This is a genomic window from Nocardia sp. NPDC056564, from assembly GCF_042793755.1.
In the GTDB taxonomy this organism is placed as follows: domain Bacteria; phylum Actinomycetota; class Actinomycetes; order Mycobacteriales; family Mycobacteriaceae; genus Nocardia.
Genome location: NZ_JBHTUR010000001.1, coordinates 377,329 through 392,258, shown reverse-complemented (window position 1 = coordinate 392,258; position 14,930 = coordinate 377,329). Strand labels below are relative to the sequence as shown.

Below are 14,930 nucleotides of genomic sequence, written 5' to 3'. Positions count from 1 at the left end.
CCGCCGGTATCGCAGGCCACCAGACCAGGCGACGGTGCATCCTCGGCAATCGCGAGCGGCTCGACAATTGAGCGGACGCTCTGATCGAAGCACAGAGCAGGAACGCCGGCGTCGGAGGCCCTCAGAACGCGAATACGTAGATCCTCCAGCACACTCCGTCGGCACCACGGAGTGGTAGTCGCAGTTCAGAGAACTCGCCCTGGCGCCGAACCGAGGGTGCTCGATGTCGCGATCACGGTCACCACCTGCGCATCAGCCGAGGCACAAGCACTGAACAAGTCAGTCGACGGGCACCCGCGATGTCGCCCGGCGGAAAGCGGCAGGTTCGATCCCGCACGACACAGGCCCTGCCCGGCATCGACGACGGGCTCGTCGCGGGCTTCCGCGCGCTCAGTCCCATGTCACCGACCAACGCACCGAGTTCGAACTACGTTCAGCGACTGCGGAGCCTTGCCGACGCAATCTCGCCATAGGTAGACGGCGGCACCGTCCGCGTACCAAGGCCGCGGCAGGCATCTCCGCCGAGAGGATCGGTCCAGGTTGACCTTCTCCGACCCCACATCCCCAACTGTGGGGGCAGCATCAAAACGCCAGCGGCGCAACATATTAGAACACCGGGTGTGACGGTGCCCAACGAACCGGTCGGCATACTGGAGATGCACATATGGACAGCGGCATGCGAGATTACATAATCACTGTGGCGTCGCACGCCGAAAATCAAAAGCCCAACCATCGAATCAGCGCAGTCATCAGGCAGAACGAAGAGTTCGAACCACGCATTATCGAACTCGCCATTTGCGGCGGAGGCCCGAGTGATGATGTTGCCGAAACCCTGCGTACGATCGACATCGAACAGCTTCAAGAGGCCCTGCTGAGCACAGTTGCCGCGTTCGAGCTCATCGCCGGAACAGCCGATTCGCTGCCGGAGAAAAGAAAACCACGCAGGTCTCCTGTCAGCGACTCCGAGAAAAACCCATATCGCAAGATGCCGGACGCGGGCAAAGTCAAGTCGGAATTCCTCAAGACCGGCAGCGTCGGTCAACTGGCAAAACATTTCGGCGTCCCGCGATACACCGCGCAAGCATGGGTCGAACGACTACGACGTGCGGGTGTCTTGGCACCTGTTTCCCGTAGACAGTGACGCACAGGGTCGATCGGACCAAAATGGCACCCGCGCCAGACCGCCGCGAAAGCAATCGAGTCGGTGCCGTCATGGCGCCATTGCGGAGCCGATCTCCAGCATCCCAATGGTCGGCAACGGCACTACGGGCGTCTCGGCATCGGAGGCGAGCCCTTGCCGAGCTATAGCAGTTCGAAACGGCTATGGCACCGCAGGGGATCCACCGCGAACGACGGGAAGCCCGGCCGCTTTCCACGCCCGGAATCCCCCGATCATGTCGGTGGCGTTGCGCAAGCCCAACTCCTGCGCGTCGCGAGCGGCCAGGCTGGAGGCATACCCCTCGTTGCACAGAACCACCACCGTGCTGTCTTCGGCGAGTCCGGCGAGCCGGAACTCGTTGTGCGGGTCGAGCCGCCATTCCAGCACGATCCGCTCGACGATCACCGCGCCGGGGATCTCCCCCTCGGCAAGACGATTCGCGTACGGCCGGATGTCCACCAACAGCGCTCGATCCGCTAGTAGCCTCTCGGCTTGTTCCGGTTCGACACGCACCAAGTTTGCCCGCGCTCGCGCGAGCATCGCCGCGGCGTTCATACGCCTGCGAAATCCGTCAGGGCCCGATATTCGCGCATCGGCCGCAGGGGTGGGGAGTAGGCGTGTACGGAGGCGGCCTGGTGGCCGCTTCCGTTGTACAATCGGTGAGCACGGTCCGGCCCGAACGCGACCGTGGAACCGGCTGTCCGGACTGCACCGCGGACTCGTCCGTTCGGATAGATATAGTCTTCTTCCAGCGCCCCGAGCAGCACCGTGAACGAGCCGCAGGCACCTCCGTGATCGTGCGGCACGGTCCCCTGTCCAGGAGTCCAGGACAGCAACCACAACTCGACGCCCATGGTCAGCGCGAGCCGCGCCCACCAACGTCGCCGAGAGTCGTACCGCAGTATCCCGAGTAGCGGCGCGGTCAGGTCGCGTGCGACCGCGCTGGTCAGTCCTTGTAGTTCGGCCGGCGTCCACAGCGCGCGTTCGGCATCGACGAGATCATTGAGCAGCGGGAAGTCGATGTCTGAATGGATGTCTTTGGCGTGCTTCAGATTCACCGGCAGAGATGTAGTCACAGTGTGCTCCTGGCATGACGATGTCGGGGAAGGCCGGGCGGGTCACCGACAACACGCACAAGCCGCGACACGAACCAGGTCGACAACCCGATCGCTCGTCAAAAGCAGCTTTGGCACGAGCAGCAGATTACACCGAACGCACGGTCACGCCGAGTTTCCCATCGCCAGGAAACATCGCGACGGACGCCGACGCCGACTCCGCGATCACCACTCTGGCCCTGCGCACACCAGCATCATGTTCCCAACGGTGGCAAGTAGGGACAGGTTCGGGTCGATCAGGCTAATAGCATCCGGCCGCCAGCAGAACGGGCATCGTCGGCGCAACGGTAGGGAGACGACGTGAGCGATCCGTCCGCCATAGTGCCGGACGTCGGCGGCGGGATGATCCCGGCCCACATCTATAACGATCGGGAACTCTTCGATCGAGAGAAGACCCATGTCTTCGGCTGTGCCTGGATCTTCATAGCACACGAGTCGGAAATACCGCGGCGTGGCGACTACGTCGTCCGCCGGATAATTGATGATTCCTTCATCATCATCAGAGACGAAAACGACGAAATCCGCGCCCATTTCAACATGTGCCGCCATCGTGGTATGCAGATATGTCGCGCCGAAATCGGCAACGCCTCGCATTTCCGATGCCCTTATCATGGGTGGTCATACCGCAACGACGGCCGCTTGGTCGGTGTGCCTTTCCACGATGCCGCCTATGGTGGGGAACGCGGCCTCCGCCGCGAAGAATACGACCTGCTACCCGCGCCCGGCCTCGACACCTACAACGGGCTGATCTTCATCACGATGGACCCGGACGCAGTCCCCTTGTCCGAATATCTCGGTGATTTCAGGTTCTACCTCGACTACTACACCAAGCAAAGTCCCAGCGGCATTGAGATACGCGGCCCGCAGCGGTGGCGGATCAACGCGAACTGGAAAATCGGGGCCGAGAATTTCGCCGGCGACATGTACCACACTCCACACACCCACTCCTCGGTGGTGGAGATAGGGCTGTTCCGTGAGGCCAAAGGCGCGAAACGCAAGGACGGCGCCACTTACTGGGCGGGAAACGGCGGCGGTACCACCTACAAGCTGCCGCCGGGGGACTTCGACAATCGAGTCCGCTACGTCGGTTACCCGCAAGAAATGGTCGACCGTATGAAGAAATCTTTCTCCGAAGATCAAATCAACATCATCGGAACGGACGGCTTCATGGTTTCGGCCGCAACCCTGTTCCCTAATTTGTCCTTCGTGCACAATTGGCCGCGCATAGCGGACTCCGAAGACGTCTTGCCGTTCATCTCACTACGGCAATGGCAGCCGGTCAGCGAGCACGAGACTGAAGTTCTCTCCTGGTTCGCGGTCGATCGCGAGGCCCCGGAGTCCTTCAAAGCACTTTCCTACAAAGCCTATCTCATGTGCTTCGGCTCGACCGGCATGTTCGAGCAGGACGATGTTGAGAATTGGGTGTCGCTGACCGATACGGCGGCCGGATCGATGGCACGCCGGCTATCGCTCAACAGCCGGATGGGAATGCTCGAGGACGGCACCGATCTCGTCCAACCGTTGCCTTGGGACCAGTTCCACGGACCCGGTAGCGCACGTGTCGGTTACAGCGAACACAACCAGCGCGAGTTACTTACGCGATGGACCCACCATCTCGAACGGCGGCTGGCTCCCTCCGTGCGGGAGGACGTCGATGCTCCCCGATGAACATGATGGACATGTCGCGCCCGTTATCGACACCTACGCCGGTCGATCAATACTCGGCGCTCACGCCTCCCGGATCCAACGGACCGGCGCCGCACTGCCTTTCGATCACCCGCGGCATCTGCAGGCACACCACTGGCTGGTGCAGGAGGCATGGCTGCTGGACGCCCAGGACTACACCGCGTGGCTCGAGCTCCTCACCGACGACATCCACTATCTGATGCCGTCCCGGGTGACGACCGCCGTCGGCGCCGGTTTCGACACCACGCCGGGCATGGCACATTTCGACGAGGACAAATACTCACTCGAGCGTCGGATCGCACGCTTCCGAACAGAGCACGCGTGGACCGAAGATCCACCGTCACGGCTCCGCCATCACCTGTCCAACGTACGTACATTCGCTACTCCGGACGCAAAGCACGTGGTCGTCGAGTCCGCCACTCTGCTGTTCCGGAACAGAGGCGACGTGCATGCGGGAGCATTGATCTCGGCCGGACGCGAGGATCTGTTGCGACACACGGAAATTGGGTGGCAACTCGCGCGGCGCACCATCGCGGTCGACGATGCGGTGATCCGTATGCAGAACCTGGCGATATTCCTATGACGTCGCGGGAAGGCGACGATCGCACCGCCACGGACGCCCGACTTGATGATCTGATCGAGCACGCCGTTGGTGAATCGCTCCGAGTAGCCAACGAATTCGCCGAGGTCAACGTACGCCGGGTACAGACCCGCAATGGCGCCCGGCTGCTGATCGAATCGCCCAAGTCGGGTAAGTGGGTATGTCTGTGTCCGCTGGAGCTGGAAGCACTGACGTGGCAGAACACGGCAACTTTCTCGGCCATGATCGGCAACCCATTCCAGCCGCTCACAGCGGACGAACACGAACGCCGATCCGAATGAATGGCTGGTTGGTCGGCCGCCGTGCGCTCGTGATCGGCGCAGGCTCAGGAATCGGCCGGGCCGTAGTGGCCGCTTACAGGGCCGAGGGGGCTCAGGTCGCCGTGCTAGAGCGCGACTCCGCCAAGGCGGCCGCGCTGCGCCGCGAATTCGCCGACGTGCCAGTCACTGTCGGCGATGCGACGACCAGGGCCGATAACGTGGCCGCAGTCGAGAAGGCGGTTGAAGCATTCGGCGGTTTGGACACGTTGGTCACCTGCGTCGGGGTCTTCGACTTCTATCGAAGCATCGTGGACATCGACGGCGCCATCTTGGACGAAGCCTTCGACGAGATGTTCCATACGAATGTCAAAAGCATCCTGCACTCCGTCCGCGCGGCTTTGCCCGAGCTACTCGCCACCGACAGCGCGGTCATCCTGCTGACCGAGTCCAGCTCGTCCTACTATCCTGGCCGCGGCGGCGTGCTCTACCTGGCTTCGAAATTCGCCGTCCGTGGGTTGGTCACCGCGCTGGCCCACGATCTCGCCCCAGACATACGAGTGAACGGCGTCGCACCGGGCGGCACACTTGGTACGGATCTCCGTGGCTTGGCGAGTCTGGCAATGGCGCAGCGAAGCCTTGGCGACATGCCGGGACGTGCCGAAGAGCTTGCTGCTCGGACACCATTGCGAGTCGCACTCGAAGGTGCCGATCACGCGTGGAGCTACGTCTTCCTTGCTTCGGATCGGGCCCGCGGCATTACCGGCGACACCGTGCACTCCGACGGCGGAGTAGCCATCTCGGCCCCGAAGAAACGATCCTGATGATGACCGCACAAATCCGCAATTTGGAAGAAGCGCGCCGAGCGATCGACTCGCATGTTCATTTAGTACTGGAATTGTTCGGTCGGGCAAGCGGAATAGATTTCGGACTAAACCGAGCCTCCTTGCGATGGCTCGACGATCTGATCGAACTTCAGCGCGCAGCACCAGGTTTCGACCCAGAGCCTGTCGTCGAAAGTCTGACGTCGCTGATCGGTTCGTTTCTGGGTGCCTGCATCGTTGCCGACACCAAAGGTGACTGGCATATCAACGAGAAAGGGTCGCTGGGTGTGCGGCTGCCAAACGGGGTTTTCGTGAATCCATTTCAACAGACGAAGGAGGCGATTCGTCGGGGAGTCGAATCAGGTGCGACTATCTCCCGATTCCATCAGGCGGCAGTCGGTCGTGTTGCAATAGGCGGGGAGGAATGATCGCCACCGGTAGGAGCCCGACCTCGATCAACGGGCATCAAGCTGACGTGTGGACACGACATCCAGCTCGACGCAGACGAACTCATGGCATTAAGGTTCGCAAACGCCGGTTCCCCATCAGGGCACCGCTGGGCAGCCCCCTACAACCTCCTGATGATCGCGCCGCTAGGACGGCTACCGGCGGCAGTGCAGGCCGATGGTCAGGGGTTTCCACCGGCCTGCACTTATTCGGAGGTCACACACCCAGGCGGAGAAAACTGTTGGTCACGACGCCAGGTAGATGACCGGGCGGACTTCGATGACGTTGATGCTGGCGTCGGGGACCTGGGCCGCAATCTCCAGAGCTCGATCCCTGCTTTCCGCCTCGATCAGATAGTAGCCAGCGAAGAACTCCTCCGACTGTGTGTGGGGTCCCTCCGTGGTGGTGGTGTCACCGGCCCGCACACGCACGACGGCACTCTGGGAAGGATCGGCGACCGCCAGAGCGCCGATGAACTCGCCGGACTCGGTGATCGTCTTCTGGAAGTCACCGTGACCATCTATCACCTCCTGCTGTTCGTGCTCGGACAGACCGTTCCAAATCTTCGGGTTCATGTAGTTCACCAGCAGAAACTTCATACTCGCTCCTTGCTTGCCGATGCGTCCCACTCGGACGCCTTCATCAGTAGGTCGGAGCGAACCCATAGGTCTCGACATTTCGGCTGCGACAGATTCGGTGAAGTCACCGATGTCGAGAGCCGACCTTCAGCTCCGACCTATTGGTGAGGACGTCCGAGAGACACGAGGACGTCAGCGTTCGTCAACAAGGAAGGATTCATCATGCACGACCCGACACCGGTGGCCGCCAACCAGCGGGCAGGGCGGAAGGAATGGATCGGCTTCTCTGTCCTAGCTCTGCCTGCCCTGCTGACGTCCCTGGATATGGGTGGGTTGTTCCTGGCACTGCCGCATCTGAGCACCGAGCTCGACGCGACGAGCACGCAACAACTGTGGATCAGTGACATCTACGGTTTCACGCTGGCCGGCTTCCTTGTCACCATGGGTACACTCGGCGACCGAATCGGCCGACGCAAGCTGATCCTGATCGGAGCGGCGGTGTTCGGTGTCGTCTCCATCCTGGCCGCGTACTCGACCAGCCCCGCAACGTTGATCATCGCCCGCGCAGTGCTCGGTATCGCAGGAGCGACGTTGATGCCGTCTACCCTGGCCCTGGTCGGCAACATCTTCAAGGACGAGAAGCAGCGCGGAACGGCCATCTCCTGGATCTACACATGCGTAATGGTCGGCTCGGCGCTCGGCCCGGTAGTCGGCGGCCTGCTGCTGGAGAGATTCTGGTGGGGCTCGGTGTTCCTGCTCGGCGTGCCATTCATGCTGCTGCTGCTTGTGACCGGGCCGATTTTTGTGCCCGAATACAAGGCACCGCAGAGCGGGCGGCTCGATCCGATCAGCGTCGTCCTGTCGCTCGCCGCCATACTCCCGGTTATCTACGGCATGAAGCAGTTGGCAGCAGGTGACTCCGGCATGCCGATCGTGCCCATCGCAGCGATTGTGTGCGGGGTGGTGTTCGGCATTTGGTTCGTGCTGCGACAGCGCGGGAGCACGAATCCGCTGCTGGACATGCGGCTGTTCGGTAACCGCTCACTCAGCGCCGTACTCGCGGCATTGTTACTCGCCGGCGGATGCATGGCTGGCACCTTCTTGCTGACCAGCCAGTACATCCAGACGGTCCTAGGGTACGGGTCGGCCACTTCTGGGCTGCTCCTGGCGCCAACCGGTCTTTCCATCGCGGTAGGCCTGATGCTGGCTCCCAGCATCGCCAAACGAATCGGTTTGCGCATCCCAATCGTGGGCGGCCTCGTCATAGGGGCTGTCGGCTTCATGCTGATCACCCAAGCCCAGAGCTCGGGTGGGCTACTCCAGGTCGTGATCGGTCTCGCCATCGTGCACTTCTTCGTCGGCCCCCTGCTGGGGCTTGGTGTCGGTGTGATTATCGGGGCCGCTCCGCCGGAGAAATCCGGATCGGCCGCGTCCCTCGCAGAGACGAGCAACTACCTCGGGTCAATGCTCGGGATGGCCGTGCTCGGGTCGATCGGCGCAGCTGTCTACCGTGCGGGCGTGGCTGACTCGATCCCCGACAGTCTGACGCCCGAGGCAGCGCGAAACGCGCACGAAACCGTTGCCGGTGCGGTGGCGGTAGCTCCGCAGCTAGCCCCTGATCAGGCGACACCGCTTCTGGATGCAGCACGAGATTCCTTCGCATCCGGCCTCAGTATCGCTGGTGTTATCGGCGCTGTTGTCTTCATCGGCCTCGCTGCGCTCACCGCGATTACGCTGACGCCCAAGCCGAATAATCTCGCACCCGCCGAGGTCGAGCATTCTAGCCGCGCAGTCAGCAAGTCCATTCCAGAGACAGCAGACGACTGACCATGACAACAGCGGATAGCTGGCAGACAGAGCTGAGGCCGACAGACACTACCAAAACCGTATAACGGAAGGCTTCCTGGTGATTAGCGCCGTTGCGTAACATCGCCAGGGATCTTCTTTCTCGGCGGTTCCCTCGGCTCGTTCCTGCTAACCATGGCGTCCGTCGGGCAGTGCGAATCTATGACGTACCACCCAGCAGACCAGATTGACGCGGTGGAATCGCTAGGCAAGCCGGTCGGCCATGCCGTACAGATAGCGCTGCTCGGGAATGCTTGTTGTACGCCTGGCGGCCTGTTGATAGTGATCACGGGCCGCCTGGTAATCACCGTCCATCTCCAGAAGGTGTGCGCGGACGGCATGTAGCCGGTGATGTCCAGTCATCCGACTGTCTTCGTCCAATGTAGTGAGCACGGTCAGGCCCGCCTTGGGACCTTGAGCCATCGCAACGGCGACAGCACGGTTGAGCGTGACAACCGGGTTGGGCGCGACTTGCTCCAGGAGGCGATATAGGGCGGAGATCTGAAGCCAGTCGGTATCTGCGGCGCAAGCGGCTTCCGCGTGGATCGCCGCTATCGCCGCCTGAAGCTGGTATGGGCCGAGTGGGAAGCGGCTCAGCGCATCTGAGATCAACACAAGGCCTTCAGTGATGGCATCCCGATCCCACAGTTCCCGATCCTGTTCCGCAAGTGGCACCAGGCTGCCGTCCGAGCGGACACGGGCCCTCCGGCGGGCTTCGGTGAACAGCATCAGGGCCAGTAGGCCGACTACCTCACCATTGTCGGGCAGCGTGCGGTGCACCTGTCTGGCGAGCCGAATCGCCTCTCCGGTGAGGTCGCATCGTTGCAGATCCGATCCCGTTGTGGCGGTGTAACCCTCGTTGAAAATCAGGTATAGAACCTGCAGCACGACGTGCAAATCGCCAGTACGTTCCGCCGTCGGTTGCAGCCGGAAGCCAGAACCCGCGGCCTTGATGCTCTGCTTCGCCCGACTGATGCGCTGTGCCATCGTCGACTCCGGCACCAGGAATGCCTTCGCGATCTGTGCAGTGCTCAGACCTCCTAACGCTCGTAAAGTCAGGGCGACCTGCGAAGCCGCGGACAGCGCCGGATGACAGCAGAGGAACAACAGCACGAGCGTGTCGTCCTGGTCGTTCGCCTGTGTATTGTCCGGGCCTTGTACCAGCAGCAGCTCGTCCGCAGGGGTCATCGCGGCGACAGTCGCCTCCCTGCGGCGGCGGGCGTCCTCACTACGGAGCTGGTCGGTCAGTCGGCGGCCGGCGACTGTCACCAACCAGCCGAGCGGTTTATCCGGTATGCCCTCCGACGGCCACTGGACGACGGCGGCGAACATGGCTTCTTGACCGGCGTCCTCGCACAGGTCGAAGTCGCCGAAGCGGCGTACCAGCGTACCAAGGAGCCGCGGCGCCAGTTCCCGCAGCAGCACCTCGACATCGGCGTGGACGATCACATCTCCACACCTGAGCCGTGCATGACGGGCCGTACCTCCATCGCCCAATACTTGGCGTCGGGCCACCTCGCCGCGATGTCGATCGCGCGCTGCTCGGTCGTACATTCGATGACCAGGTACCCCGCGAGCTGTTCCTTCGACTCCAGATAGGGGCCGTCGGTCACAGCCGGCACGCCGTTGCGGACCCGAACTGTCTTACTTGTCAGCGGATTGGCGAGCGCCTCGCCGCTGACGAACTCCCCGGTGCCCTTCAGCTCCTGCCAGATCGCAGTAGCTTCGTCCATCACCTTCCGCATCTCGTCTTTGGACAGAGCCTCGAAAGCGGCTGGGTTCTGGTAAATCATCAGCATGTACTTCATTCAGGCGTCTCCACTGTTGTGTCGTCACGTTCAGTTTAGTGTGCTCTCCGCAGCATTATTGATCTCGGCGCGTCTCATCAGACGCTGTTGACGCGCCCTTGGATCCGGGCACACGTCGGCGACCGCGAGGAATTGGCCTAGCCAGGACCAGTTCGCCTACAGATAGCCGCCACTGCCGCCGCCCAGCACCAAGGGCCAGCGACGTGATTCCTCACCGCCAACCACATCGAGGCAATAATAACAACCAGAGAGCTGTTTGCGTCCGGCGATCGCTCCTATCTGAGTTTAACCGACACCGACGCTGCGGGTGGTTGTGCGGACGGACATAAATCTCAGGCGACGCTTAACGCGATACCTCATGGCGGGGTCGGGCAGGTCCACAAACCCTCGACTGTCGAGGCGCCGACAACTCCGGCGCTCTTCCCAGGCGTGGCCCGCATCGATAGGCGCACGATCCTTCTATCATTGGCGTCACTGCATCAGCCGTACACGACGCGCTACCCATCTGGGATCCCAATCCATCCCACAGACGGGCACAACTGTCGGCATACGCTTCAAGAGGAATCGCGTGAACGAAGCCAGCAACGCCTTCAAGAAGCTTCGCGATCGCTTGGCACGAAAGCTGCGGCAAATGGCTGACGATGCATCCGCCAGATCTTTGTCGGCCAGCAAACAAGCCAAGGAGGTAACGAATACAATTATCGACAAAACGACGAATTAGGAAAAGCAATCAGAACGACCAGGAACGACGAACGCGACCTAAGTACAGAGCCACAAAGGACGCAGCCCACTTCTGACAACTTGGAAACACTGACTGTCTCGACAGCCGGAGGTGCAGTCCCTCACGCGGCTCCGGCGCGGCTCTCAGATGGTGAAGTCTACGCACTGGAAAGCTACTCCGCATACGATTTCATAGGACACAACCGGGCGTTACGTCAAGACCTGGAGATATCCGAAGATCGACTGGAGCGGATCAACAATATAAGGAGCGCACTCGCCAAATTTCCAAATTTTGAGGGCCTCCTGCATCGAGGCGTCAACCTACCCAAAAAGGTATTGGATCTCTACCAGGAGGGGGCGATAGTCAAGGATAAGGGATTCATAAGCGCCACAACTGTTTTCAACTCAAGGTTTCGTGGCAATCTCGACGCCCGGATCCATTCTAAGACCGGCAAAGATGTCACCGACATACCTGATCGCTCCGAAAGGTAGAGAGATTCTGTTCAACGATGGAACCTTCATGGAAGTGCTCAGGAGGCGCGAGAAAATATATGAGGACGAGATAAATAATTGGGGAAAGTTCAGAACAAAGTATGTCGAGGTCGAGCTTCTGGAGCGTCCCGATCTTCTTGGAGCCAGTCACAGCAGCCTTATCGACAATAGTCGTTCAGATAATTTCCCGCTGCTGAAATCAGACTCAGGCACGAGTGCCGATTTGTCCAACGAAGACGCCGCGCGCCCGTTTAAGATTCTAGACCACCCCGGCGAGTCTGGCGATCGATACGTCGCGCCAGGAGCAAAGGGAGCATATGGCGCAGCAGGATTGCTTATTCGAAATATAGGCGACGATGGCGTTGCACGGTATCTTATGACGAAATCTGCTCTGGGGTTCTCGGAGGGAAAGTGGAAGCTGCCAGGGGGGATACTCTACTCACTGGAGAGGCCAGCTCAGGGACCAGCTCGTGAGACGAGCGAGAAAGTAGGCATCGACCAAGCTTATTTGGACCGAATGAGACTTGCCGGGGAACATGTCGTAAACGGGCCGAATGACTGGAAATATACCAACTTTGCCGCGACTGCTCCCGAACGTTTTGTGCCAACGATAGACGGGTACGAAACCTCCGCCGCAGGCTGGATACCCCATAATGAGCTAGTCAATCTGGTCCGCCAAGGCAAGGTTCACTCAGCACTGTCGAGAGAGCTCGATTCAATTCTCAAACTGTTCGAATCGTCCGAGTGAGCTCGATGATACCCACATGCGGAGGTGCGTATGAGCAATTCCATCGCGACCAAACAGCACATCACCCTGCTCCCCTCGGGCATGAATTGGATACCGGCCTGCTTTCGTAATCAGGTCCTGGGCTGCGGCTCGGGAAGTACGGTGCTGCGGCTCGTGGCGGCAGGCAAAGCCACATCGCCGAAGCACAACGCGCAGGCTGGCTCGGCGAAGCCGAAGAACTCAGATCAGCCTCGCCGACACCGAGGACAAACTCGTCCGGATCGGGTGCCGACACAGCACTACACGCAGTAACGCGGCAATACTCGAAAACTCGCGATTTCCGCCACTGATTAGCTCAATCGCCGGTGGTGGGAAGCTGATATCCTCACCCATAAACCAGCTCCCGAAACGCGCGGCACTCGACAAGATCGATTCGACGGCTACCACAGGAAGATACAACGGCAATGGTGAAGCGCATTGCGGCCATGACATTCGGTGACGACTTCGACCCGGAAGAATTCAAGCGTCTCGTATTCTCGCTCGGCGGGACGATTGACGACCTCTGGGACGCGACACTGCAACGCGGAGACTCGGCGGTCTGGATAGACATCCAGCCGCCCCTCCACCCATGCGGTCTAGCATCACGATACAACGAGAGTCGCGAATCCGAATTGTCTCACCGCCACCGTATATTCCTTCACGTGTCGAGTGATCCCGGATCAGAATGGCTTGCCGCTGAGATCGTAACAGCCGCCACAGATAAATGGTCATTCACACTGCACGGATTCGACGAGAAACCGCTCAGCATAAGCGAATTAGAGAAACACATCACCCGACGAGCCAGTCGAATCTTCTGGTCCAGAAACCGTTCATAAACAATCAGCACCGGACAATCCTGAGGACATCGCGCACGCCTCGGAGCTGGTCGTCGGTGACGGACGCACCGAAATCGCCCGCCACAAAATGCTTCTGTCCCAAGCCGGATCCGGCTTGAACTCATCACTGCTCGTAAGGATTGCTGCGCAGGACCGGCGCTTTGCCGGGTGGGACCGCGCTCGAACAAGCCACAATCCCCACGCCGTCTACAGCACAGCCGCTGACACCACCCGTCAGCTCATGAACCCAAACCCCTTATCACACAATTCATCTCGATGATCGCGCCCACTTCGTGGTCACCCGCACACTCACCTCCCCCGTCGACGACAGCCGGCCACACATCCTCGGAGCCGTCTACACCACAACCGTAACCATCGCAGCATGAACAACAAACAGCGGTCATCGAGCCGATGCGCGTCTGCTGCGGACTCAAGGGATCTGGCGAATTCCGCGCAGATAGATCGTGATTAGGCGGCGGCACGTGGAAACCCAGCCGGGATCGGTCGGACGCGGCTGCGTGACGAGGGCGCCGAAGGCGACGATGTCGTCGTGCGTAGTGTCCGGTCGCAATGTCTGATCGGCGATGCCTTGGTCGATGATCAGTTGCACCCTCTTATGGATCTCGTCGCGAAGACTGGCGGTATCAGTGTCGGTGACTGACGGTCCGGCGCGCAGGGGCAGGACGAGGTCGTTTCGTTGGTCGATCACGGCGGCGATGAATAGCTCGAGGCGCTCGGCCGCCGTAGCCCCTTCGCGTTCGGCCGCTTGCAGATAGACGAGCACCTGCTCGAACGAGCAATGCATCAGGTGACTCAGTAGCTCGTCACGGGTGGCGAAATGCCGGTAGGGTGCCGATCCCGGCACCAGCCTCGGCGGCGATGGACGCCATCGGAGCGTGCGGCTCCTCCCGATGAAACGCGCTTGTCGCGGCGCGGAGCAATTCTGGCTACTTGTCGCAGCGCCGAGGAGTTCTCGTTGATTACGCAGCGCGTCACGGGCGCAGGTCGCGAGCGGTCATAGTGCTATTGTCGCTGCTCTCCTTGAACCGAGCTGATGCGGTTGACAACCTCCGAATTGGTGAAAACCTGTGCCAAGTCAGAGGATGTGGCTCGCCCCTCAGCTTCCATGCGATGTCCACCACGGCATCAGGATGATCAACCAACACAGCACACGGGTGTGTTCGCTGAGCGCAGCCCATGGTGTTGGCGGCGGTTGACCGGCGACACGAGCGTGGTGACCTTGAGCCGACGCGGTGGGGGTGGTGTGCTCGGATAATTGCGTCGTGACGGGTTTCGGGCAGACTGCGCGTTGTGGCGCTGGGGCAGATGGTGGCGGGGAGACCACAGAGCGTGGCACCTTCCGGCTCTGGGTCGCTGAACAGCGGCGGGAATGGTCCGACGAGGTCGCCGTCATGGACGGATACCAGCCCGGTGCAGTCGAGTTGACCACCGAATTGCTGCTCTCACATAAACATCCCGACGATCGCACGCAGGTCGCCGCGGCGCTGGAGGGGGCATCGAGACTGGGCAGCCGTTCTGTAGCCGCCGACCGTGCCCCCGCGCAGCATGCGTCGATAAAGCCGATCTACGTTGCTGTGTCGAGTCCGGTTCAATATTGGTTCTGGCACGCTCGGTGATTGACCCTGTTCGGGATTTGCTAAGGGGTCAGTCTTCAAGGAGTTGCTGACAGCGTCCCGATTCCGACAGGTGGTCCCAGGCGCGCCCCACCAGGACTCCGATGACCCCCAGCCATCGCCGCGATCAGCGCCACAGTCATGCGCTCGCCTCCCCCCACT

The 14,930-nt window shown here is 60.9% G+C and carries 17 protein-coding genes; 11 read left to right on the top strand and 6 right to left on the bottom strand.

Features of this window, described 5'->3' with window-relative positions; genetic code table 11:
• Positions 1–664: 664 nt before the first annotated feature.
• Complete coding sequence (locus tag ACFQ9K_RS01920; protein WP_378715799.1) at positions 665–1,141, top strand: hypothetical protein; 477 nt, start codon at positions 665–667, stop codon at positions 1,139–1,141.
• A 180-nt stretch (positions 1,142–1,321) separates the two neighbouring features.
• On the opposite strand, the gene ACFQ9K_RS01915 is transcribed toward ACFQ9K_RS01920, so the two are convergent.
• Both ACFQ9K_RS01915 and ACFQ9K_RS01910 read right to left on the bottom strand, forming a co-directional pair.
• Entirely contained in the window at positions 1,322–1,699 is a 378-nt protein-coding gene (locus tag ACFQ9K_RS01915) for a rhodanese-like domain-containing protein (RefSeq protein ID WP_378982786.1), read from the bottom strand.
• An 11-nt stretch (positions 1,700–1,710) separates the two neighbouring features.
• Positions 1,711–2,235: a cysteine dioxygenase gene (locus tag ACFQ9K_RS01910; RefSeq protein WP_378715803.1), complete on the bottom strand. Its 525-nt coding sequence runs from the start codon at positions 2,233–2,235 to the stop codon at positions 1,711–1,713.
• 381 nt (positions 2,236–2,616) lie between these two features.
• Here ACFQ9K_RS01910 and ACFQ9K_RS01905 point away from each other — a divergent pair, with 381 nt between their 5' ends.
• The 5 genes from ACFQ9K_RS01905 to ACFQ9K_RS01885 are packed head-to-tail and all read left to right on the top strand — an operon-like array spanning position 2,617 to position 6,070.
• Entirely contained in the window at positions 2,617–3,942 is a 1,326-nt protein-coding gene (locus ACFQ9K_RS01905) for an aromatic ring-hydroxylating dioxygenase subunit alpha (protein ID WP_378715855.1), read from the top strand.
• A complete protein-coding gene (locus ACFQ9K_RS01900) occupies positions 3,929–4,543 on the top strand; it encodes a 3-phenylpropionate/cinnamic acid dioxygenase subunit beta (RefSeq protein ID WP_378715805.1) in 615 nt (204 codons plus the stop codon). The genes ACFQ9K_RS01905 and ACFQ9K_RS01900 overlap by 14 nt, the downstream gene beginning before the upstream one ends.
• Positions 4,540–4,842, top strand: a complete 303-nt coding sequence (locus ACFQ9K_RS01895) for a hypothetical protein (protein WP_378715807.1) — start codon at positions 4,540–4,542, stop codon at positions 4,840–4,842. Before ACFQ9K_RS01900 ends, ACFQ9K_RS01895 begins: the two co-directional genes overlap by 4 nt.
• The gene (gene hcaB / locus ACFQ9K_RS01890) at positions 4,839–5,642 is read left to right on the top strand and encodes a 3-(cis-5,6-dihydroxycyclohexa-1,3-dien-1-yl)propanoate dehydrogenase (protein WP_378715808.1); all 804 of its coding nucleotides are present in this window, start codon (positions 4,839–4,841) and stop codon (positions 5,640–5,642) included. Before ACFQ9K_RS01895 ends, hcaB begins: the two co-directional genes overlap by 4 nt.
• A gap of 2 nt (positions 5,643–5,644) precedes the next feature.
• A complete protein-coding gene (locus tag ACFQ9K_RS01885) occupies positions 5,645–6,070 on the top strand; it encodes a hypothetical protein (RefSeq protein WP_378982675.1) in 426 nt (141 codons plus the stop codon).
• Between the two features lie 264 nt (positions 6,071–6,334).
• Here ACFQ9K_RS01885 and ACFQ9K_RS01880 read toward each other — a convergent pair whose 3' ends face one another.
• Complete coding sequence (locus ACFQ9K_RS01880) at positions 6,335–6,688, bottom strand: YciI family protein (RefSeq protein WP_378715812.1); 354 nt, start codon at positions 6,686–6,688, stop codon at positions 6,335–6,337.
• A 201-nt stretch (positions 6,689–6,889) separates the two neighbouring features.
• Between ACFQ9K_RS01880 and ACFQ9K_RS01875 the strand changes: the two genes are divergently transcribed.
• Positions 6,890–8,494, top strand: coding sequence for an MFS transporter (locus ACFQ9K_RS01875; RefSeq protein WP_378715814.1), 1,605 nt, complete (start codon positions 6,890–6,892; stop codon positions 8,492–8,494).
• A 222-nt stretch (positions 8,495–8,716) separates the two neighbouring features.
• On the opposite strand, the gene ACFQ9K_RS01870 is transcribed toward ACFQ9K_RS01875, so the two are convergent.
• Together ACFQ9K_RS01870 and ACFQ9K_RS01865 are read right to left on the bottom strand one after the other, a co-directional pair.
• On the bottom strand, positions 8,717–9,961 hold the full coding sequence (locus tag ACFQ9K_RS01870) for an RNA polymerase sigma factor (RefSeq protein ID WP_378715815.1): 1,245 nt from the start codon (positions 9,959–9,961) through the stop codon (positions 8,717–8,719).
• Positions 9,958–10,320 (bottom strand): YciI family protein, encoded by a 363-nt coding sequence (locus tag ACFQ9K_RS01865; protein WP_378715817.1) that lies wholly within the window; start codon positions 10,318–10,320, stop codon positions 9,958–9,960. Before ACFQ9K_RS01865 ends, ACFQ9K_RS01870 begins: the two co-directional genes overlap by 4 nt.
• 568 nt (positions 10,321–10,888) lie before the next feature.
• Between ACFQ9K_RS01865 and ACFQ9K_RS01860 the strand changes: the two genes are divergently transcribed.
• From ACFQ9K_RS01860 to ACFQ9K_RS01850, 3 genes are all read left to right on the top strand, one after another.
• Positions 10,889–11,041 (top strand): hypothetical protein, encoded by a 153-nt coding sequence (locus ACFQ9K_RS01860; protein ID WP_378715819.1) that lies wholly within the window; start codon positions 10,889–10,891, stop codon positions 11,039–11,041.
• Positions 11,042–11,455: 414 nt separating this feature from the next.
• A complete protein-coding gene (locus ACFQ9K_RS01855) occupies positions 11,456–12,280 on the top strand; it encodes an NUDIX domain-containing protein (protein ID WP_378715821.1) in 825 nt (274 codons plus the stop codon).
• Positions 12,281–12,310: 30 nt separating this feature from the next.
• Entirely contained in the window at positions 12,311–12,571 is a 261-nt protein-coding gene (locus tag ACFQ9K_RS01850) for a hypothetical protein (RefSeq protein WP_378715822.1), read from the top strand.
• Positions 12,572–13,564: 993 nt separating this feature from the next.
• Here the strand turns inward: ACFQ9K_RS01850 and ACFQ9K_RS01845 are convergent.
• Entirely contained in the window at positions 13,565–13,939 is a 375-nt protein-coding gene (locus ACFQ9K_RS01845; RefSeq protein ID WP_378982672.1) for a hypothetical protein, read from the bottom strand.
• Between the two features lie 478 nt (positions 13,940–14,417).
• On the opposite strand from ACFQ9K_RS01845, the gene ACFQ9K_RS01840 reads away from it, so the two are divergent.
• Entirely contained in the window at positions 14,418–14,771 is a 354-nt protein-coding gene (locus ACFQ9K_RS01840) for a hypothetical protein (RefSeq protein ID WP_378715826.1), read from the top strand.
• Positions 14,772–14,930: the final 159 nt, after the last annotated feature.

Bases quoted from the DNA above. Each gene is read 5' to 3' on its own strand.
- ACFQ9K_RS01895 (WP_378715807.1), top strand. From the start codon at position 4,540: ATGACGTCGCGGGAAGGCGACGATCGCACCGCCACGGACGCCCGACTT.
- ACFQ9K_RS01865 (WP_378715817.1), bottom strand. From the start codon at position 10,320: ATGAAGTACATGCTGATGATTTACCAGAACCCAGCCGCTTTCGAGGCT.
- ACFQ9K_RS01900 (WP_378715805.1), top strand. From the start codon at position 3,929: ATGCTCCCCGATGAACATGATGGACATGTCGCGCCCGTTATCGACACC.
- ACFQ9K_RS01880 (WP_378715812.1), bottom strand. From the start codon at position 6,688: ATGAAGTTTCTGCTGGTGAACTACATGAACCCGAAGATTTGGAACGGT.
- hcaB (WP_378715808.1), top strand. From the start codon at position 4,839: ATGAATGGCTGGTTGGTCGGCCGCCGTGCGCTCGTGATCGGCGCAGGC.
- ACFQ9K_RS01920 (WP_378715799.1), top strand. From the start codon at position 665: ATGGACAGCGGCATGCGAGATTACATAATCACTGTGGCGTCGCACGCC.
- ACFQ9K_RS01850 (WP_378715822.1), top strand. From the start codon at position 12,311: ATGAGCAATTCCATCGCGACCAAACAGCACATCACCCTGCTCCCCTCG.
- ACFQ9K_RS01845 (WP_378982672.1), bottom strand. From the start codon at position 13,939: ATGCATTGCTCGTTCGAGCAGGTGCTCGTCTATCTGCAAGCGGCCGAA.
- ACFQ9K_RS01885 (WP_378982675.1), top strand. From the start codon at position 5,645: ATGACCGCACAAATCCGCAATTTGGAAGAAGCGCGCCGAGCGATCGAC.
- ACFQ9K_RS01875 (WP_378715814.1), top strand. From the start codon at position 6,890: ATGCACGACCCGACACCGGTGGCCGCCAACCAGCGGGCAGGGCGGAAG.
- ACFQ9K_RS01915 (WP_378982786.1), bottom strand. From the start codon at position 1,699: ATGCTCGCGCGAGCGCGGGCAAACTTGGTGCGTGTCGAACCGGAACAA.
- ACFQ9K_RS01905 (WP_378715855.1), top strand. From the start codon at position 2,617: ATGATCCCGGCCCACATCTATAACGATCGGGAACTCTTCGATCGAGAG.